This is a genomic window from Pseudomonas sp. PSE1(2024) (assembly GCF_050990555.1).
Classification (GTDB): Bacteria; Pseudomonadota; Gammaproteobacteria; order Pseudomonadales; family Pseudomonadaceae; genus Aquipseudomonas; species Aquipseudomonas aphyarum.
This window is the reverse complement of record NZ_CP158967.1, coordinates 972,742-993,270: the sequence shown is the minus strand read 5'-3', so window position 1 is coordinate 993,270 and position 20,529 is coordinate 972,742. Positions and strand designations below refer to the sequence as shown.

At 59.1% G+C, this 20,529-nt stretch carries 17 protein-coding genes; 11 read left to right on the top strand and 6 right to left on the bottom strand.

Annotation, left to right across the window (positions count from 1 at the left end; genetic code table 11):
* The first annotated feature begins 61 nt into the window (after positions 1-61).
* The 4 genes from ABTV87_RS04260 (at position 62) to ABTV87_RS04245 (ending at position 2,548) form a co-directional block, all read left to right on the top strand.
* Positions 62-1,360, top strand: a complete 1,299-nt coding sequence (locus ABTV87_RS04260; protein WP_258712911.1) for a phospholipase — start codon at positions 62-64, stop codon at positions 1,358-1,360.
* 11 nt (positions 1,361-1,371) lie between these two features.
* Entirely contained in the window at positions 1,372-1,563 is a 192-nt protein-coding gene (locus tag ABTV87_RS04255; protein ID WP_085608067.1) for a hypothetical protein, read from the top strand.
* A gap of 102 nt (positions 1,564-1,665) precedes the next feature.
* Positions 1,666-2,040, top strand: a complete 375-nt coding sequence (locus ABTV87_RS04250) for a hypothetical protein (RefSeq protein WP_085608066.1) — start codon at positions 1,666-1,668, stop codon at positions 2,038-2,040.
* Positions 2,041-2,176: 136 nt separating this feature from the next.
* Positions 2,177-2,548, top strand: a complete 372-nt coding sequence (locus ABTV87_RS04245; RefSeq protein WP_433899038.1) for a hypothetical protein — start codon at positions 2,177-2,179, stop codon at positions 2,546-2,548.
* Between the two features lie 22 nt (positions 2,549-2,570).
* Here the strand turns inward: ABTV87_RS04245 and ABTV87_RS04240 are convergent, their stop codons facing one another.
* The 5 genes from ABTV87_RS04240 to ABTV87_RS04220 form a co-directional block, all read right to left on the bottom strand.
* On the bottom strand, positions 2,571-3,317 hold the full coding sequence (locus ABTV87_RS04240) for a FadR/GntR family transcriptional regulator (protein ID WP_085608064.1): 747 nt from the start codon (positions 3,315-3,317) through the stop codon (positions 2,571-2,573).
* A 181-nt stretch (positions 3,318-3,498) separates the two neighbouring features.
* Positions 3,499-5,226 carry an ABC transporter ATP-binding protein/permease gene (locus tag ABTV87_RS04235; RefSeq protein ID WP_007953641.1) on the bottom strand — a complete coding sequence of 576 codons (1,728 nt, stop codon included), beginning with the start codon at positions 5,224-5,226 and terminating at the stop codon, positions 3,499-3,501.
* A gap of 96 nt (positions 5,227-5,322) precedes the next feature.
* On the bottom strand, positions 5,323-5,883 hold the full coding sequence (locus ABTV87_RS04230; protein ID WP_003221630.1) for a response regulator transcription factor: 561 nt from the start codon (positions 5,881-5,883) through the stop codon (positions 5,323-5,325).
* The gene (locus tag ABTV87_RS04225) at positions 5,876-7,138 is read right to left on the bottom strand and encodes an ATP-binding protein (RefSeq protein WP_011332442.1); all 1,263 of its coding nucleotides are present in this window, start codon (positions 7,136-7,138) and stop codon (positions 5,876-5,878) included. Before ABTV87_RS04225 ends, ABTV87_RS04230 begins: the two co-directional genes overlap by 8 nt.
* 174 nt (positions 7,139-7,312) lie before the next feature.
* A complete protein-coding gene (locus ABTV87_RS04220; RefSeq protein ID WP_221535734.1) occupies positions 7,313-8,275 on the bottom strand; it encodes an IS110 family transposase in 963 nt (320 codons plus the stop codon).
* A gap of 348 nt (positions 8,276-8,623) precedes the next feature.
* Here ABTV87_RS04220 and ABTV87_RS04215 point away from each other — a divergent pair, with 348 nt between their 5' ends.
* Complete coding sequence (locus ABTV87_RS04215) at positions 8,624-9,340, top strand: SIMPL domain-containing protein (protein ID WP_085729587.1); 717 nt, start codon at positions 8,624-8,626, stop codon at positions 9,338-9,340.
* A gap of 187 nt (positions 9,341-9,527) precedes the next feature.
* Here the strand turns inward: ABTV87_RS04215 and ABTV87_RS04210 are convergent, their stop codons facing one another.
* Positions 9,528-9,887 (bottom strand): DUF6124 family protein, encoded by a 360-nt coding sequence (locus tag ABTV87_RS04210; RefSeq protein ID WP_375745432.1) that lies wholly within the window; start codon positions 9,885-9,887, stop codon positions 9,528-9,530.
* An 899-nt stretch (positions 9,888-10,786) separates the two neighbouring features.
* Between ABTV87_RS04210 and ABTV87_RS04205 the strand changes: the two genes are divergently transcribed.
* The 6 genes from ABTV87_RS04205 (at position 10,787) to ABTV87_RS04180 (ending at position 20,523) form a co-directional block, all read left to right on the top strand.
* Positions 10,787-12,388, top strand: a complete 1,602-nt coding sequence (locus tag ABTV87_RS04205; protein WP_433899037.1) for an ABC transporter substrate-binding protein — start codon at positions 10,787-10,789, stop codon at positions 12,386-12,388.
* Positions 12,389-12,648: 260 nt separating this feature from the next.
* Positions 12,649-14,274 carry an ABC transporter substrate-binding protein gene (locus tag ABTV87_RS04200; protein ID WP_085608059.1) on the top strand — a complete coding sequence of 542 codons (1,626 nt, stop codon included), beginning with the start codon at positions 12,649-12,651 and terminating at the stop codon, positions 14,272-14,274.
* 299 nt (positions 14,275-14,573) lie between these two features.
* Positions 14,574-16,172 carry an ABC transporter substrate-binding protein gene (locus ABTV87_RS04195; protein ID WP_085608058.1) on the top strand — a complete coding sequence of 533 codons (1,599 nt, stop codon included), beginning with the start codon at positions 14,574-14,576 and terminating at the stop codon, positions 16,170-16,172.
* Between the two features lie 177 nt (positions 16,173-16,349).
* Positions 16,350-17,765, top strand: coding sequence for an OprD family porin (locus ABTV87_RS04190; protein WP_007953663.1), 1,416 nt, complete (start codon positions 16,350-16,352; stop codon positions 17,763-17,765).
* 78 nt (positions 17,766-17,843) lie between these two features.
* Entirely contained in the window at positions 17,844-19,439 is a 1,596-nt protein-coding gene (locus ABTV87_RS04185; RefSeq protein WP_007953664.1) for an ABC transporter substrate-binding protein, read from the top strand.
* Positions 19,440-19,512: 73 nt separating this feature from the next.
* Complete coding sequence (locus ABTV87_RS04180) at positions 19,513-20,523, top strand: ABC transporter permease subunit (RefSeq protein WP_007953665.1); 1,011 nt, start codon at positions 19,513-19,515, stop codon at positions 20,521-20,523.
* The last annotated feature ends 6 nt before the right edge of the window (positions 20,524-20,529 follow it).

Genomic DNA, 20,529 nt, shown 5'->3' with positions numbered 1-20,529 from the left:
TTTAACTGTATATGCATACAGTTAAATAAGAATCCACCGACGACATATCAAGGAGAAAGAAATGTCCGGTCTACAAACAAAATGCCTTGAAAAACCCTCACCGGTCATCGCCCGATTCGATGATCTTTTTACTCCCGGCGGCATCACCTTCAGCGCCGAAAATCCACACCTGTTGCTGCACATCGCCGACTCGCACAGCGATGTCGAACCCGTGACCACTCCGCCCGCTCAAGCCTTGAAAGGCAAACCGCAGTTACGCTTCGAGGGCGCGGAACACACGGCTATCGGCGATAACACCCGGCTGCGCTTTGTTGAAAATGCCGAGCCGGTGCTTGCGCAAAACGTAGCGCTGCATCTGCCGAACGGGTTGGCGCTGACCTACGGTCAGGTGCTGGCGCTGGGCGGTGATTTCTACGGAGTCGTCGACCGTCCGATCAACGAAGGTGCGACTCCGACTGATCGCCTTCAGCGCTTCACGGCGGCCTTCGACAGCCTCGCCGTACTGCCCGCTTCAAAGGCCGAAGCACCACAGATTCTCGCGATCATGCAGAAGGAGATCGACGCGGTTAAACAGGCGATCAAGGACGGCAAGAAACCCCATGAGGCTTATGACGCTTTGGGAGATACGTTGTCGGAAGAGTGGAACAAGATTACCGGCGGCGGCAGTTTTGTCTCGGCGCTGTTCCCGCTCGGTCGCTATCTGAAACTGGCGGCGAACAACGCCGACCACTTCGGCGAATGGGCCCGACAGGCCTACATCGCCGGGCACACCGCCGCCCTGCAAACCGCCGCTGCCGCCCACGCCAGTCAGGACGAACTGCAACTGGAACGGGCCTACGCGATGAACGCGTTCGCCGACCACTACCTCACCGATCTGTTCTCCTCCGGGCATCTGCGGGTGCCGCGCAAGGCCATGGCCGCAGCGGTGACACCGAGCGACCTGGGCTCGCTGATCACTCGCTTCATGCATGACGAAGACAGCAAGTTCGGCCTTAAGGTGCGTAACGGACATGGCGAGCAATGGCGGGCGTTCGGTGACAAGCGCTACTTCGACGCCACGGACGCCGACAACCGAAATCAGGTGAATCTGGCGGTGCAGGACTCGGCGGACGAGGTGTATGCCGCCTATTCAAGCGGCAACGTGCCGGCCACCTTCAACGCACTGCAACGGCTGCCGGACCTGACTTTCGTGATGAGTCTGGCCAACAACTTCTCGCCACTGTTCCGCGTTCAAGGCAACAAAGTCCTGCGGCGCAAGGACGTCAACAACCTCAACGACACCGCCACCGTCGACGACTGGTGGGGCTGGAGCACTTACCTGCTGCTCAAGGACTATCACCCAACCGGCAACACGAATTAAGGAGCGATTCGATGACTATCAAATTGAAACTGGAACTGGCCTCGGGCCAATCGTTGAAAGGTGCGCCGCTGCAACTGCTGCGTGACGGCGTGGCCATCGCCCGGGCGTCGGTGGATGCTCAGGGCCAGGCAACGTTCGACGTCAGGCCCGGCCCGGGCAAACTGGCGATCAGGGTGGATCGATCGATTCTGCCCCGCAGCTGAAATGCCCGGACAAGATTGCCCCGGCGCGCCTCACCGATTCGCCGGGTAAAGTGCGACGACTGCCGCGAAGGATCGCGGCAGATCTTTCAAGGAGAACGAAGCATGACGTTTGCCGCTGCACACCTTCCGCAATTCCCCGACCACGCCAGCGACTCGATCATCCTGCGGTTATCGACTCTGGATGACGACCTGACCGTTCAGGTACCCGATGGCCAGAACACACCGCCGAACTGGGATGTGTACCCGATCCTCGGCGATGATCCGGAAGAGCCTGAATGGCAGGGTTTGTCGGAGCCGACCGGCGCCTGGGATGACGCACTGGATGACATGGTCGGCATGACGGGAATTGAACTGAGCATCCCCAGATTCGAACTGGAAAAGTACCTGAACAGTACCGTTGAGCTGCGCTACAAGTTCGCCGATGAGTCCAGTCTGGAGCCGTGTTCCGAACCGTTGAAACTGTACATCGAAGCTTGATCGTCACGCATGACGGGATCAATGACGACCGTTTGTCGCCACTGTCATTTCTGACAGTGGCGCACCGGCACACAAAGAAGCTCAACTGGCGGGGTGCAATAAGATTGCACTCACCCCGACTCAAGGAGAGTTTGTCATGCAGACACTGCAAGTATCACCTTTAAATCTACTTGCCCCAGCGGAAGCACCTCAGGCGCCAAATGGAGTGCTGGACACCCAAAAACTGAATGGCGTTTTTCTGCTCGATTTCTTTTATGAGGGGAAAGCAGCAAACCAACAGATCGACATAACAATTGAAGTCAAGCCCGACCGCTTTAGCCCCCCTATTCCATGGGGCACCAGATTTACGACCTCGACAGCCGGAAAGGAACAGGTCTCTCTGAATTCAAGAAGCCTTTTCGGCTATCAATTCAAAAGTGGGTCCGTAGTAATCAGCTACCTCGTAACGATAGACGGCCCCCCGCAACCATCAAAGGCATTACCGTTATCTATCGTCGACACCGCATGACGTTTTCCCGCCCTTCCAGAGTTCAACCCTGCGCCTGCGCCTCTTCATGCGCCTGACGCAGCCGTTCGCGGCTATTGGTCAGGTGCAGGCGCATGGCCGCGCGGGCGGCATCGGAATCCTGGCGGGCGATGGCCTCGTAGATTTCCTCGTGCTCGCGGCTCAGGCGATTCATGTAGTGCTGCTGATCGTCATGGGCCAGACGCGCCGAGTTCAGGCGCGTGCGCGGAATGATGCTGGTGCCCAGGTGGGTCATGATGTCGGTGAAGTAGCGGTTGCCGGTGGACAGCGCGATTTGCAGGTGGAACTGGAAGTCCGACGCCACCGCATCACTGGCGTGGGCCACGCTTTCGTTCAGCGCATCGAGGGCAGCACGCATGGCGGCCAGTTGTTCGGCACTGCGACGCTGCGCGGCGAGGCCGGCGGATTCGGTTTCGAGGCTGATGCGGAGTTCGAGAATCGCCAGCACGTCACGCAGGGTGACCACGGTGGCGGGGTCGATCCGGAAGCCACTCGGGCTCGGTGTATCGAGCACGAAAGTGCCGATGCCGTGGCGGGTTTCAACCTGACCTGCGGCCTGTAGCCGGGAGATCGCCTCGCGCACCACGGTGCGGCTGACGCCATGAGCTTCCATGATTGCCGACTCGGTGGGCAATTTGTCGCCACGCTTGAGCAGACCATCGCGGATCTGCTCGGTCAGCACCGTCACCAGTTCCTGAGCCAGGCTGCGGCGCTTGCGAGGGAGGCGCGGGGTGTCGATCGGGTTTTCCATGGTCTGCGTTTGTCTCGAAATATCGGCTTGAAGGGCATCATAGCGCAAGCGGGTTGTACGATCACTTGTCACACCATCTCTGTGGGAGCGAGCTTGCTCGCGAAGCGGTTTTTCAGGCAACAGATTTGTCGTCTGAGATGACGCCTTCGCGAGCAAGCTCGCTCCCACAAAGGGTGTGTGATCAGGCCGTCACGGTCTGTTCCACCAGATGCCCGCCATCGATCCGCACATGCCGTGGATGGAAGCGCTTGAGGCTGCTGCGATGGCCGACGCTGACGATGCTCAGGCCCGGCAACTGGTCGATCAGCGCCTGATACAGCGTGGCTTCGTCTTCTTCATCCATCGCCGATGTCGCTTCGTCCATGTACAGCCATTGCGGTGCATAGAGCAGCGCGCGGGCGAAGGCCAGACGTTGCTGTTCTCCCGGCGAGAGCATGCGCTGCCAGTGGTTGGCCTCGTCCAGTCGAGCCACCAGATGCGGCAGACGGCAGGTTTCCAGCACTTGTGCATAACGCTCAGGCGCGTAGGTGTCGCCCGGTTGTGGATAACTCAAGGCGTCGCGCAGGGTGCCGATCGGCAGATACGGTTTTTGTGGCAGGAACAGATAACGCGAGGCCGGCAAGCGAATACTGCCGTGCCCGGCTGGCCACAAATGGCCCATCGCCCGCAGCAGCGTGGATTTACCGCTGCCGGAGCGGCCACTGAGCATCACGCGGTCGCCCTGCTCCACGGTCATGTCGGCGCTGGTCAGCAGATGACGACCGTCGGCTAGATCTAGGCCCAGGTTATGAACCTTCAACTCATCGCCCTGATTCTGCACGTCGATGGCCGGTGCACGTTCTTCGTTGTCGGTCATGGCCTGGCGGAAACTCAGCAGACGATCACACGTGGCGCGCCACGCGGCGAGATCCGAATAGGCGTTGATGAACCAGCTGAAGTTCTCCTGCACGTTGCCGAATGCCGAGTTGATCTGCATCAGCTCACCCAGTTCGATCTTGCCGGTCAGATAACGCGGGGCCGCGACGATGAACGGGAAGATGATTGCGATCTGGCCGTAACCCGAGGTGAAGAACGTCAGGCGCTTGGACACCCGCATGATGTCCCAGAAGTTGTGCCAGACCAGACCGAAGCGATTGCTCAGGCGACGGTTTTCGTTCGGTTCGCCGTTGTACAACGCAATGCTCTCGGCGTTCTCACGTACTCGCACCATGGAGAAACGCAGGTCCGCTTCGAAACGTTGTTGTTGGTTGTTCAGGCCGATCAGGCGTCGACCGATCAGGTGCGTCAGCCAGCTGCCGACCGCCGCATACAGCAGCGCACACCAGAACATGTAGCCGGGAATCTCGATGCCGAACACCTCGATGCTGCCGGACACGCCCCACAAAATGATCGAGAACGATACCAGGCTGACCACCGTGCGGATCAGGCCCAACGCGAGGCTCAAAGTGTTGCTGGTGAAGGTGTTGAGGTCTTCGGAAATCCGCTGGTCAGGGTTGTCGGTGTAGCCGCCCTGCTCCAGCTGATAATAGTTTTTGTGCCCGAGCCAGCGCTTGAAATGGTTCTCGGTGAGCCATGCCCGCCAGCGGATGGTCAGCATCTGCGTCAGGTACAGGCGATACACCGCGCCGAGGATCGCCACCGCCGCAATGCCGCAGAAATACAGGATCAACTGCCAGAACGCCGCCTCGTCCTTCTTTTGCAGGGCGTTATAGAAATCCTTGTACCAACTGTTGATCCACACCGAGATCGCCACGCTGAACAACGTCAGCGCGATCACGGCGATCAGCAACGTCCAGGCCTTGCCCTTCTCTTCGCTGCGCCAGTAAGGCGTGGTCATGGCCCACACCTTGCGAAAAAACTGCCCGCGCACAGTATCGTTGACCGCGGAATATTCAGCGTTCTGATTCATGGAAAAGGCTCGATAAAGAAAAGAACAGACACGCACCGATCATAGATGATCGGTGCGCTTTATCGCGAGGGCTGGCGATGGTCGTTCAGCGCAGGTTCAGCGACGAACCGGGCGCTTCTGCAGTTTGCGCTGCAGGGTGCGACGGTGCATGCCCAGGGCGCGGGCCGTGGCGGAGATGTTGCCTTCGTGCTCGGTCAGCACACGCTGGATGTGCTCCCATTGCAGACGGTCAACCGACATCGGGTTTTCCGGCACCAGGCTGTCGAGGTCGGCGTGCTCGGACAGCAGCGCTGCCAGCACATCGTCGGCGTCGGCCGGTTTACACAGATAATTGCAGGCGCCGCGCTTGATCGCTTCGACCGCAGTGGCAATGCTCGAGTAACCGGTGAGGATCACCACGCGCATTTCCGGGTCCAGCTCCAGCAGCTTCGGCAGCAGGACCAGACCGGAGTCGCCGTCCATTTTCAGGTCCAGCGCGGCGTAGTCCGGCAGATCGGCCTGGGCGATGGTCAGGCCTTCTTCGGCGGAACCGGCGGTGCTGACGCGGAAACCACGGCGGGCCATGGCACGGGCCATCACCCGGGTGAAGGTCGCGTCGTCATCGACCAGCAGCAAATGCGGCAGTTCTTCGCCTTCGACTTGGATTTCGTCACTCATGTTGCTCTCCTCGGGCGCCGTGGGGCAGGCGCAGCTCGGTGAGCGTGCCGCCTTCCTCATGACTATAGAGTTTCACTGAGCCGCCGGCGCGTGTCACGCTGGCCTTGCTCAAAAACAGGCCCAGGCCGAAACCTTTGCCCTTGGTGGTAAAAAACGGTTTGCCGATCTGCTCGGCGATGGCCAGCGGCACACCGGCGCCATGATCGCGGATGCTGATGGTCAGGTCTTCGGCGGTCCAGTCCAGGGTCACCTGAAGGTTTTCCGGGCAGGCGTCGGCGGCGTTGTTCAACAGATTCAACAAGGCCTGGGTCAGATCCGGCGGCGGCGCCACACGCGGCAACGGGCCCTGGCCCAGACGCTGGAAGCGATAACTGGCCTCCGGGCGCATCAGGTGCCAGCGGTTGAGCGCCTCGTCGAGCCACTCGGTGACGTCCTGCATCTCCACCGCCATCCGGCGATTGGCTTCAGCGGCGCGCACCAGTTGTTGCAGGGTCTCCTTGCAGAGCTTCACCTGATCCTTCAGCACCTTCAGGTCTTCCTGAAGCATCGGGTCGTGATGATCCTGCTGCATTTCGTTGAGCAACACGCTCATGGTCGCCAGCGGCGTACCCAATTCATGTGCGGCGCCCGCAGCCTGAGTCGCGACGGCCAACAATTGCTGATCGCGCAGGCCCTCCTCACGACGGATCGCGCGCAACTCTTCCTGCCGGCGCAGCTCTTCAGCCATACGCGCGGCGAAGAAGGTAATCACCGCTGCCGCCAGGGCGAAGCTCAGCCACATGCCGTAGATCTGCAGGTTCTCCCGGGCGACCGGCAGGGTTTCCAGCGGATAGAAATGCGTCAGCATCAGCGTGTACAAGGCCAGCGCAATGCCCGACAGCACCACCGAATAACGCCATGGCAGCGTCACCGCAGCGATGGTCAGCGGCACCAGATAATACGAAACGAACGGGTTGGTCGAACCACCGGAGAAATACAGCAAGGCACTGTGGATAACCAGATCGCAGGCCAGTTGCAACGCGTATTCGAGCTCGGTGACCGGCCACGAAGTACGCAGACGCACAGCGGTGAAAACACACAGCAGAATCGAACAGCCGAGGGTCATCACCAGTTGCACCCACGGCAACGGCAACAGATCCAGCCAGTAGGCCAGGCCCACGGAACCGGCCTGCGCGGCGAGCACCAGGGTGCGGATGAAAGTCAGCCGCCAGAGGTTCTGGCGAGTGGCGGAAGTCAGTTGTACGGGGGCGAGCATGAGCTCTCCTGATGAGCGCTCCAGGCGGATCGCACGGAGTATAACCAAGGCGCGGGCTTGAGAGGCGAAAGTGCGGCAAACGACCACATGGCGCAAAGATTTTCTGCGGCTATAAGGGCGTCTTCGCGAGCAAGCTCGCTCCCACAGGGGAACGCGTCCCAAATGTGGGAGATTCTATGTTGCAGGGGAACCCTGCAATCTTAGATTCGGTTGGTATTCGCTCTGATTTTTCATGAGGGCGAATGCCACCCGGCAAAGCTTACGGGCGAGGATGACCAAAGCCTGAGTTCTGGCTAGACCTCTTGCCAGATAGGATTCATAGAACGGTTTCCAAACAGGGGACCGGCAAGCTGCCATAGCTGCATTGTGTGCAAGACGCCGTAATTCCCCGTCACCTTTTTTGCTCAAGTGGCGAGGACTGTGTTTCTTGCCTGAGTCCTTTGCCTTCAAGTCCATTCCCAGAAAGGCGATGAACGCATCGGCGCTGGCGAACTCACCTCGCATATACGTAGTTGCCAAGCCCGTTGCCGTGAGTTCGCCAATCCCTTCAATAGCTTTGCAGCGTCTGATGTTTTCGCTAATGCCGGCCTCTTGGCTGACTTTGCGAAGTAATTCCTGAATGGCCTGATCAAGCTGTTTGAAATGCTCCAACCCATGGGCCAAAAGATCTTCAAGGAGAGGTTCGTTTGACCAGCTCAGCATGATACTGACTCGGGCCTTCATCAGCTGCGCACGCTTGTTAAGCAGACTTTTCAACACCGTGTAGTGCCGTGGTGGTGGGCTCCAGACCCGCAGCCGGTGCTGTTCACTGGTTAGATAACGCGCCAGAAGACGTGCATCACAAGGGTCGGTTTTTGCACGCTGACCGATGCTTTCGCGGTAATGGCTCACCCGGTAAGGGTCCACGACGTAAACCCGATGCCCCATACCATGGGCCAGTTCGGCCGTGTCCAGGTGGTAGAGATTAGTGGCTTCCAGGGCGATCGAGCTTTGTGCGGGCAGGGTCTTCAGCCAACGACCTACAGACGTGCGGTCGTTGTTGATGACCTGGATAATTTTCAGATCTTCGCGGTAAACGACGATTTCGGCCTTGGCCACATCGACACCAATCACCGTTGGCGAGGTAAGGATTGTCATGACGAATCCTCGGAGATAGGGTTTAAGAGCTTGTCGGGGTCTACCGTAGCGCTGGCTTGCCTCTATCGTCGGTTTTACCGATGAATTCCTTATCGGCGCTTTAGGTAGAAAGGGCGGGACGAGAAGTCTCCCACGGTCCGTACTGGCTAGAGTCGGAATCGAGCTTTTAGTCCCGCCCACCCCTTCAAGTCTAAACATACAAGCGAGCTTGCTCGCGATTGGCTGCGCAGCAGCCACCAGCCATCTGTATAGAAGTTGTAACTGGGCGAACCGGATCATAAAAGCTAGAGTCTGATGGTTTCACGCAGGCCCCCGAACCATCACCTGCGCCCTCATCAAGGAGCTTTCATGCACACATTTCGCCGCAGCGCCGCCCTTCTCGCCCTGACCGTCGGCAGCGTCGCCAGCCTTCCGGCCCTGGCCGCCGATGAGCTGCACTACAACCAGATTTCCCTGCGCGCCGAAGTCAGCCAGGAAGTGGCCCGCGACCTGATGATCGTGACCCTCTACACCGAAGAACAAAACACTGACCCTGCCAAACTCGCCGCCGACGTCAGCACCACCATGAACAAGGCCCTGGCCCAGGCCAAGCAGGTCAAAGACATCACCCTGCGCCAGGGCAGCCGCAACAGCTACCCGATCTACGACACCAAGGGCCAGAAAATCACCGGCTGGCGCGAACGCGCCGAACTGCGCCTGGAAAGCGCCGACTTCGCCGCCCTGTCCAAACTCACCGGCGAACTGCTGACCGACCTGAAAATGGGCGGCATGGACTTCGCCATCGCCGACCCGACCCGCAAGGCCAGCGAAGACAAACTGCTGAAAGAAGCCGTCACCGCCTTCAAGGCCCGCGCACAACTGGCCACCGACGCTCTGGGCGGCAAGGGCTACAAAATCGTCAACCTGAACCTCAACAGCAACGGCTTCCCACAACCGTACATGCGCGCCCCGATGATGATGAAAGCGGCTGGCATGGATTCCGCACCCGTGACGCCTGAAGTCGAAGCCGGCACCAGCCAGGTCAGCCTGACCGCTGATGGCTCGATTGAAGTGTTGATGCAGTGATTGAATGACGGCTGAATGAAAAACCGGCGATCAGAAAATGATCGCCGGTTTTTTTATGCCCGGAATTTGTGGTGAATCATCCACCGCCATCGCTGGCAAGCCAGCTCCCACAGGAACTCCAAATTTACTGAAAGGGCGCAGGAGCCTGTGGGAGCGGGCTTGCCCACGATGAACGATAACGCGGTCGTCAGGTTTGCGGGTCAACTCGATCCAGCGCGCGGTTCACTGCGAGCTCGGCCAGCATGATGATCTGCTGGATGCCGAGCGCCGTACTGCGCTGCGGGCCCGAAAGCTCATTGGCGAAATTGCTCGCGATGGTACTGGCCGACGCCAGGGATTCGCAGGCATTGGCCAGCAGGCTTTCGGTGTCGACGTTGGGCGTGACCATGTACATCGTGCTCGGGCGCGGTTTGGAAGGGTTGGGGCAAAGATAGAAATCGAGGGCGCGTTTGATGGCTTCGCGGTTGCGGGCGAGGTCTTCGGCGCGCATGGCTTCTTCGAGTGGGGTGGGTGTTTCGAGGGGTGGGTCGGGTACGGGCTTGTTCATGGAGCATTTCCTTATGAATTTGCGCCACTCATTTCCGATCTCACTCGAGAAATGAGGTGGCAACTATGTACGGAGTGAGATTACCGGTAAGGAAACCAACCCGGCCGGACCGAAGTCCGCCCGTACATAGCCGCCATAAAGAACTGCCGACAGCATGAACTGGCGGCGATTATGGGGCGGCTTGCTCTGGTTTCCAAATTCAGTAACCGGGAATCTCACCTCCCGATCGCAGAGTCTTCTGCGACAACCAAAGACTAGGGATCGTGCTTCCGACGGACAACCTGAAAACCTTGTGGGAAGGTTCGGTGAATCCCACACATCTTTAAACATTCGAAAATGGAACGCGGAGCGTCCCGGGCTGCATTCCCACGCGGAGCGTGGGAACGATCAAGCAGTCCGCAGTTGCCTTCCGCTTTCCGCTTTCCGCTTTCCGCTTCTCGCTTCTCGCTTCTCGCTTCTCGCTTCCCACCACTCAACACGATGAGCGTTAGCTCGAGTAAAGCTCTTGATCTTTTGGCCCCTTCGGCAGGCTGAGTGGAGGGATTCATCCGGGGGTGGGAGCGCAGCGACCGTGCGGCGAAGCCGCATGCATCGAGAGGAGGTGCAGCGAAGCAAACCGTAGGCGATGCCCCCGGATGAATACCGGAACGAAGGAACCCCGAGCCCCAGCGAGGGGCCGAACGCCGGGGCCCAAGACCTTTGGTTACTTTGGGGCGTTTGCCAAAGTGACCCGCCGTAAGGGCGGAACCCTAAGAAGCCGTTACCGCAGCAACGGATATGCCCCCAACCACCCCAGATATACCGAGATAGACGCATCCCCTCAAAAAACGATATTTCCGCCCCCCCCCAAATCCCCGCTAACCTCAAACAACAACCACCTAAAAACCCACGGGCCACACATGCATAGATCCACCCTAAAACCACTCCTGATCACCCTGGCCCTGACCGCCATAACCCCAATCGCAAACGCAGCAACAACCCTGGTCTACTGCTCCGAAGCCAGCCCCGCAGGCTTCGACCCCAGCCAATACACCAGCGGCACCGACTTCGACGCCTCCGCCGAAACCGTCTTCAACCGCCTAACCCAATTCAAACGCGGCGGCACCGAAATCGAACCCGGCCTGGCGACGAATTGGGACGTAACCCCGGACGGCCTCCAGTACACCTTCCACCTGCGCCAAAACGTAAAATTCCACACCACCGACTACTTCACCCCAACCCGAACCTTCAACGCCGACGACGTCCTGTTCACCTTCCAGCGCCTGCTCGACCCGGAGAACGCCTTCCGCAAGGCCTACCCCGCCGAATCCCCGTACTTCACCGACATGGGCCTCAACACCACGATCAAATCCGTGGAAAAGCTCGACGAAAACACCGTGCGTTTCAACCTGAACAACGTCGACGCCGCCTTCGTGCAAAACCTCGCCATGAGCTTCGCCTCGGTGCAATCGGCCGAATACGCCGCCCAACTGTTGAAAGAAGGTCACGCCGCCGACCTCAACCGGAAACCGGTCGGCACCGGCCCGTTCGTGTTCAAGCGCTACCAGAAAGACGCGCAGATCCGCTACGCGGCAAACAGGGATTACTGGAAACCCGAGGACGTGAAGCTCGACAACCTGGTGTTCTCGATCACTCCGGACGCCGCCGTACGCCTGCAAAAGCTCAAGACCGGCGAATGCCAGGTCAGCGGCTACCCGCGCCCGGCCGACATCGAAGTGATGGAAAAAGACCCGAATCTGCGAGTGTTGAAGCAGGCCGGTTTCAACCTCGGCTTCCTCGCCTACAACACCACCCACCCGCCGCTGGACCAGCTCAAAGTGCGCCAGGCACTCGACATGGCCATCGACAAACCGGCGATCATCAAGGCGGTTTACCAGAGTGCCGGGCAGCTGGCGCAAAACGCCTTGCCGCCAGCGCAATGGTCGTTCGATCCGAACATAAAAGACGCGCCGCACGACCCTGTCAAAGCCAAGGCGCTACTCAAGGAAGCCGGGGTTGCACCCGGTACAACCATCAACCTCTGGGCCATGACCGTGCAGCGCGCTTCGAACCCGAATGCGCGGATGTCGGCACAGATGATCCAGCAGGATTGGGAGAAGATCGGTATCAAGGCCAACATCGTCAGCTATGAATGGGGCGAGTACATCAAGCGCGCCAAGAACGGCGAACACGACGCGATGATCTACGGCTGGACCGGTGACAACGGCGACCCGGACAACTGGTTGGGCGTGCTTTACAGCTGCGCGGCGGTGAACGGCAGCAACTACGCCAAATGGTGCGATCCGGTTTACGACAAGCTGGTTCAGCAGGCCAAGGTATCCACCGATAAATCGCAACGGGTAAAACTGTATCAACAGGCGCAACTGATCCTTAAACAGCAAGTGCCGATCACGCCGATCGCCAACTCCACGGTGTTCCAGCCGCTGCGCAAGGAAGTCACTGAATTCAAGATCAGCCCATTCGGTCTAACCCCCTTCTATGGCGTGGGTATAAATAAGTAACACCCGGCCCCAATCCGGCGCGCACAACGTGACCAGTGCACCGTTTTGGGGCTTCGTTTGCACCGTAAAAACCGTCCGCAAACGGTCAAATGCGTCAGAAGTTATACGGATGCGACATTAAGGTACGTTCGTGCCACGCTTTGACGCCGCCGAGCGCTCTGGATCTTGCATTGGGTATGGGCCCTGCATAAGTATCCGCAGGCACGACTCACGAGGTCGTACCTCACAACTAAAAAATGACAACAAATCATGAGGCCAACATGCTTAAACACGCGGTCATTCCGTTTTTAGTCGGCGCAGGCTTGTTAGCCTCCGCACCTTTCGCCACCGCTGCGACTAACCTGGTGTTCTGCTCCGAAGGCAGCCCGGCCGGTTTCGATCCAGGCCAATACACCACCGGAACCGACTTCGACGCCTCAGCCGAAACCATGTTCAACCGTCTGACCCAGTTCGAGCGTGGCGGTACCGCCGTGATTCCTGGTCTGGCGACCAAGTGGGACATCTCGGATGACGGCCTGACTTACACCTTCCACCTGCGTGAAGGCGTCAAGTTCCACACCACCCCGTATTTCAAGCCGACTCGTGAGTTCAACGCCGACGACGTGCTGTTCACCTTTAATCGCATGATTAACAAGGATGACCCGTTCCGTAAGGCGTACCCGACCGAATTCCCGTACTTCACCGACATGGGGATGGATACCAACATCACCAAGATCGATAAAGTCGACGACCACACCGTCAAGTTCACCCTGAAAGAAGTCGACGCCGCGTTCATCCAGAACATGGCCATGAGCTTCGCTTCGGTACAGTCCGCCGAGTACGCAGCCCAGCTGCTGAAGCAAGGCAAGGCTGCCGACATCAACCAGAAGCCGATCGGCACTGGTCCGTTCGTGTTCAAGAGCTACCAGAAAGACTCCAACATCCGCTACACCGGGAACAAGGACTACTGGAAGCCTGAAGACGTGAAGATCGACAACCTGATCTTCGCCATCACCACCGACCCGTCGGTACGTATCCAGAAGCTGAAAAAGAACGAGTGCCAGGTCACCCTGTTCCCTCGTCCGGCCGACCTCGCGGCACTGAAAGCCGATCCTACGCTGAAGATGCCTGACCAGGCTGGTTTCAACCTGGGCTACATCGCCTACAACGTGATGGACAAGGTCAAGGGCAGCAACGAGCCTAACCCGTTGGCCGACCTGCGCGTTCGCCAGGCGCTGGACATGGCTGTGAACAAACCACAGATCATCGACTCGGTTTACCAGGGCGCAGGCCAACTGGCTGTCAACGCCATGCCGCCGACCCAGTGGTCCTACGACACCACCATCAAGGACGCCAAGTACGATCCTGAGAAAGCCAAGCAGCTGCTCAAGGAAGCCGGCGTCAAGGAAGGTACCGAGATCGTCCTGTGGGCGATGCCGGTTCAACGTCCGTACAACCCGAACGCCAAACTGATGGCTGAAATGCTTCAGTCCGACTGGGCGAAGATCGGCCTGAAAGTGAAGATTCAAAGCTACGAATGGGGCGAGTACATCAAGCGCTCCAAAGGTGGCGAGAACCAGGGCATGCTGATTGGCTGGAGCGGTGACAATGGTGATCCGGACAACTGGCTCAACGTGTTGTTTGGTTGCGACTCCCTGAGTGGCAACAACTTCTCCAAATGGTGCGACAAGAAATTCGACGGCCTCGTGAAAGAAGCCAAGCGCACCACTGACCAGGCCAAGCGCACCGAACTCTACAAAGAGGCGCAACACGTCCTCAAAGATGCAGTCCCTATGACACCTATCGCTCACTCGACGGTGTATCAACCCATGCGCGCCAACGTGCAGGACTTCAAGATCAGCCCATTCGGCTTGAACTCCTTCTACGGCGTCAGCGTCAGCAAATAAAGAAGCAGCGGCGACGTTTTCAGCGTCGCCGCTGTTTTTTTTGCCGAGAAGTCAGGAATTTGCCTACAGCCTTTTCCAACCGGTCTTACCAGGTTGGTTTAGGACGTGTTGCCTTTTCCTACGAGTCTTTAGGACTCAGCGCATTTACTGCCAGACCCACGGCCCCTACCGTCGGGTTCTGACCAGTGACTGCGTGGGCTATCGGTTTTGCTGCCGTATTGGTTTGAGCTCAATGTCGCCACAACTTCCCTGGACGGGATCGCGGCGCATTGAAAAACACTAAGAAAAGAGGGAGCGTCATGCGCCATACCTTGGTTTTTTCCGCATTGCTGGGCGCCGGCCTGTTGGCCGCCACGTCCGCCAGTTACGCCGCCAGCAACAGCCTGGTGTTCTGCTCCGAAGGCAGTCCGGCCGGTTTCGATACCGCGCAGTACACGACGGCGACCGATAACGACGCCGCCGAGCCGCTGTACAACCGACTGGCCGAGTTCGAAAAAGGCGCGACCAATGTCGTACCGGGCCTGGCAACCAGCTGGGATATTTCCGAGGATGGTCTCAAGTACACCTTTCACCTGCGTGAAGGTGTGAAGTTTCATACAACGCCGTACTTCAAACCTACGCGCGATCTCAACGCCGACGACGTGCTGTTCACGTTTAACCGCATGCTCGATCCGCAACAGCCTTTCCGTAAGGCTTATCCGACCGAGTTTCCGTATTTCAACGGGATGAGCCTCAACAAGAACATCGCCAAGGTCGAAAAGACCGGGCCGCTGACCGTGCAGTTCACGCTCAACAGCGTCGACGCCGCGTTCATCCAGAACATCGCCATGAGCTTCGCCGCCATCCTGTCTGCCGAATACGCCGACAAGCTGCTGGCCGAAGGCAAGCCGAGCGACATTAACCAGAAGCCGATCGGCACTGGTCCGTTCGTGTTCAAGAGCTACCAGAAAGACTCGAACATCCGTTACACCGGCAACCCGCACTACTGGGATCAGAGCCGGGTGAAGCTGAAGAACCTGATTTTCGCGATCAATACCGACGCTTCGGTACGTGTGCAGAAGCTCAAGGCCGGCGAATGCCAGATCACCCTGCACCCGCGCCCTGCCGATGTGCCGGCACTGAAGAACGATCCGACACTGCAATTGATCGAGAAGCCGGGCTTCAACCTCGGCTACATCGCCTACAACGTGCGCCACAAGCCGTTCGATCAGCTCGAAGTGCGTCAGGCGCTGGACATGGCAGTGAATAAACAGGGGATTCTCAACGCTGTTTATCAAGGCGCCGGCCAACTGGCCGTCAACGCCATGCCGCCAACCCAATGGTCCTACGACGACACCATCAAGGACGCCGCCTACAACCCGGAAAAAGCCAAAGAGCTGCTCAAGGCTGCCGGCGTCAAGGAAGGCACCGAGATCACCCTGTGGGCGATGCCGGTACAACGGCCGTACAACCCGAACGCCAAACTGATGGCCGAGATGCTCCAGGCGGACTGGGCCAAGATCGGTCTGAAAGTGAAGATCGTCAGCTACGAATGGGGCGAGTACATCAAGCGCACCAAAAATGGCGAGCACGACATCAGCCTGATCGGCTGGACCGGTGACAACGGGGATCCGGACAACTGGCTCGGCACGCTGTACAGCTGCGACGCCATCGGCGGCAACAACTACTCCATGTGGTGCGATCCGGCTTACGACAAGCTGATCAAACAGGCCAAGGTCGTCACCGACCGTGACCAGCGCACCGTGCTCTACAAACAGGCCCAGCAACTGCTCAAGCAGCAAGTGCCGATCACGCCTGTCGCTCACTCGACGGTCAACCAGCCACTGAGCACCAAAGTCGAAGGGTTCAAAGTGAGCCCGTTTGGTCGCAACGTGTTTTCGGGTGTCAGCATCGATTAAACACAAAACCGATTAGCCGCAATGCTGAGGGGGCCGTCTACCCCCTCACGCAAGCGCTTTGCCGAAATTCGCCAATCAGGCCTTTTGCAAACGTTTGCGATGTGTGAATGAGTTCTAAACCAATAACCGGCCAACCCAAAAAAGCCGGCATAAAAAGAAAGTAAAGGAGCTTCACCCATGAAACTGAGCAATACCGCGATATTGGCCTTGGCCATCAGCAGCATCACCGCCACGGCTTACGCGGAAACCCAAAGCCAGGCGTTCACCCCGGTGACCGTCAACGAGAAGAGCGCCCAGGCTGAAGCCACCGGCTTCCTCGAAGGTCAGTCGATCAGCGGCTCGACCCGTAACTGGTACGCCAACGAACAACTGAAACGCGGCGGCAAGTTCACCTATCGCAAGGATGGCGTGGCCACCCCGACCGACCGCCGTATCAACTGGGTGCAAGGCACCATCGTCAAGTACAACTCGGGCTTCACCGAAGGCACCGTCGGTTTCAGCACCGAAGTGGCGGCGTACAACGCCATCGCGCTGGAGCGTGATCGCGAGAACCTGGCGTCCAACAACGGTGGCGCACCGGGCACCCGTCCAGGCGCGGGCAACAACCGTACCCTGACCCGTGAAGGCGGCGAAGCCCAGGGCCAGTGGAGCAAAGTCGGCCTGGCCAACGTCAAGGCGCGCATCTCCAACACCACCCTGACCGCCGGCCGCATGAACTTCAGCAGCCCGCAGGTCGACGTGATCGGCAACCGTCCGCTGCCATCGAGCTTCGAAGGTGTTGCGATCCACAGCGAAGAGCTGAACAACCTGTCCTTCGACCTGGCCTCGTTCGACCGCGTTTCGCCGCGTACCGAAGAAAGCCTGAGCAAGTTCCGCTCCGAATACGGCGCGATCGATGCCGAAGCCGACCACGTCCACACCGGCGGCATCTCGTACCAGCCGTTCGCCAGCCTGACCACCAGCCTGTGGGGCACCCAGGCCGAAGACCTGTGGAACCAGTACTACTTCGGCGCCACCCACGTGCTGGGTGACAGCTCGGTTCTGGCTCTGACCACCGGTCTGAACTACTACAAGACCGTGGACGAAGGTAAGAAGAAACTGGGTGAAATCGACAACGACACCTACTCCCTGTCGTTCGGTCTGACTCACCAGGCGCATACCCTGACCTTCTCCTACCAGGAAGTGAACGGTAACGAGTACTTCGACTACCTGCACGAAACCAACGGCATCTACCTGGCCAACTCCCTGCTGTCGGACTTCAACGGCCCGAACGAGAAATCCTTCCAGGTGGCCTACGGTCTGAACATGGCCGAATACGGCGTGCCAGGCCTGAAGTTCAACATCTACCAGGCCCGCGGCTGGGGCATCGACGGCACTCACTACAAGGGTGGCGGCTACGATGGCGTGCAGTCGATGGACGGCGAGCACCACTATGAATACGGCATCGGTGCCGCTTATGCGGTACAGAGCGGTCCTCTGAAAGCCACCACCGTTCGTGCGACCTACACCGCGCACCGCGCGAGCGAGAACCAGGCTGACGGCAGCATCAACGAGTTCCGTCTGGTGACCACCGTTCCATTCAACATCCTGTAAAAACGCCAGCCGACGGCTGACTCAGTGACGAGTCGGCCGTTCGGCTTTTTGTCTTCAACCGATTGCAGAGGGTTCTTGATGAAAATGCTTCCCCTACGTGCGGCCATCGCGGCTGCGTTGCTGAGTGTCGCTGTCGGCGTCTCGGCCAAACCCTTGGTGGTCTGCACCGAAGCCAGCCCGGAAGGCTTCGATATGGTCCAGTACACGACTGCAGTCACTGCCGACGCGGTGGCCGAAACCATCTTCAACCGCCTGGCGGACTTCAAGCCCGGCACCACCGAAGTGATTCCGGCGCTGGCCGAGTCCTGGGACATCAGCGAAGACGGCCTGACCTACACGTTCCACCTGCGCAAAGGCGTCAAGTTTCACACCACCGAATATTTCAAGCCGACCCGCGACATGAATGCCGACGACGTGGTCTGGAGTTTCCAGCGTCAGCTGGACCCGAATCACCCGTGGCACAAGCTGTCGAGCGTGGGCTTCCCGTACTTTGAAAGCATGGGCTTCAAGGAACTGCTGAAAAGCGTCGAGAAAGTCGACGACAATACCGTCAAGTTCACCCTGACCCGTCGCGAAGCTCCGTTCCTGGCCGACATCGCCATGGCGTTCTCCTCGATCTACCCGGCCGAATACGCCGACCAGTTGCTCAAGGCCAACAAGACCGGCGACCTGAACAACAAACCGGTCGGCACCGGCCCGTTCATCTTCCAGCGTTACGCCAAGGACGCCCAGGTACGCTTCAAGGCCAACCCGGACTACTTCCGTGGCAAGGCGCCAGCTGACGCGCTGATCCTGGCGATAGCCACCGACAACAACGTGCGTTTGCAGAAGCTCAAGGCCAATGAGTGCCAGATCGCGTTGTATCCGAAACCGGATGACATCCCGAGCATCAAGAAAGACAGCAACCTGAAAGTCGATGAAATGGACGCAATGACCGTCTCGTACATCGCCATGAACACCACGCACAAGTACATCAGCGACGTGCGGGTGCGCAAAGCGATCGACATCGCCTTCGACAAGGAAGCCTACGTCAACGCCCTGTTCGGCAAAGGCAACGCCTCGGTCGCGGTCAACCCGTACCCGCCGACCCTGCTGGGCTACAACCACGACCTGAAGAACCCGCCACGTGACCTCGACGCCGCCCGCAAGCTGCTCAAGGAAGCCGGCGTACCGGAAGGCACCGTGTTTACCCTGTTTACCCGCAACGGCGGCGGCCCGACCAACCCGAACCCGATGCTCGGCGCGCAGATGATGCAGGCTGACCTGGCGAAAGTCGGGATCAAGATCGACATCCGCGTCATGGAATGGGGCGAGATGCTTAAACGCGCCAAGGCCGGCGAACACGACATGGTTTCGGCCGGATGGGCGGGCGACAACGGCGACCCGGATAACTTCCTGACGCCTATGCTCAGTTGCGAAGCCGCCAAGAACGGCGAAAACTACGCTCGCTGGTGCAACGAGAAATTCCAGGCCCTGCTCGACGAAGCACGGGCTAAAGTAGATCCGGCCGAACGCGCCAAACTGTATGAAGAAGCGCAAGTCATCTTCAATCAGGACCAACCGTGGATCAGCATGGCCCACACCCGCATGTTCACCGCAATGCGCAACAACGTAGAGGGTTATCACATCAGCCCTCTGACAACCAATAACTTCGCCACCACCCAGGTGAAGTAGATAAGAAACTCCCGGCGCCCCTGACCCCAGGGTCGCCGGGCACGCCTAACCGGCTGATGAGGTACCACACACGATGTTTAGTTTTATTGCCCGCCGACTGGGGTTATTGATCCCCACGTTTTTCGGCATCACCTTGCTGACTTTCGCGTTGATTCGCATGATTCCCGGCGACCCCGTGGAAGTGATGATGGGCGAACGTCGGGTCGACCCCGAAATGCACGCTCAGGCAATGGAACGCCTCGGTCTGAACAAACCGCTGTACGCCCAGTACCTGGACTACATCGGCAAACTGGCCCATGGCGACCTCGGCGAATCCCTGCGCACCCGTGAGAGCGTATGGACCGAGTTCACCTCCCTCTTCCCGGCGACCCTGGAACTGTCCATGGCCGCCCTGCTGTTCGCCGGCATCCTGGGCCTTCTGGCCGGGGTGATCGCGGCACTCAAGCGAGGATCCCTGTTCGACCACGGGGTGATGGGCATCTCCCTCGCGGGTTATTCGATGCCGATCTTCTGGTGGGGCCTGATCCTCATCATGTTCTTCTCGGTGAGCCTGGGCTGGACCCCGGTGTCCGGGCGGATCGACCTGCTTTACGACATCGAGCCGCGCACCGGCTTCATGCTGATCGACACCCTGCTGGCCGATGACATGGGCGCGTTCCTCGATGCCCTGCACCACCTGATCCTGCCGGCCATCGTGCTCGGCACCATCCCGCTGGCGGTGATCGCGCGGATGACCCGGTCGTCGATGCTCGAAGTACTGCGTGAAGACTACATCCGCACCGCCAAGGCCAAAGGCCTGTCGCCGTCGCGCGTGGTGTTCGTACACGGCCTGCGCAACGCGCTGATCCCGGTACTGACCGTGGTCGGCCTGCAAGTCGGCACCCTGCTGGCCGGTGCGGTCCTGACCGAAACCATCTTCTCCTGGCCCGGCATCGGTAAATGGCTGATCGAAGCCATTGGCGCCCGGGACTACCCGGTTGTGCAAAACGGCATCCTGTTAATCGCCTGCCTGGTGATTCTGGTCAACTTCGTGGTGGATATCCTCTACGGCTTTGCCAACCCACGCATCCGTCATCAGCGCTGAGGTCAA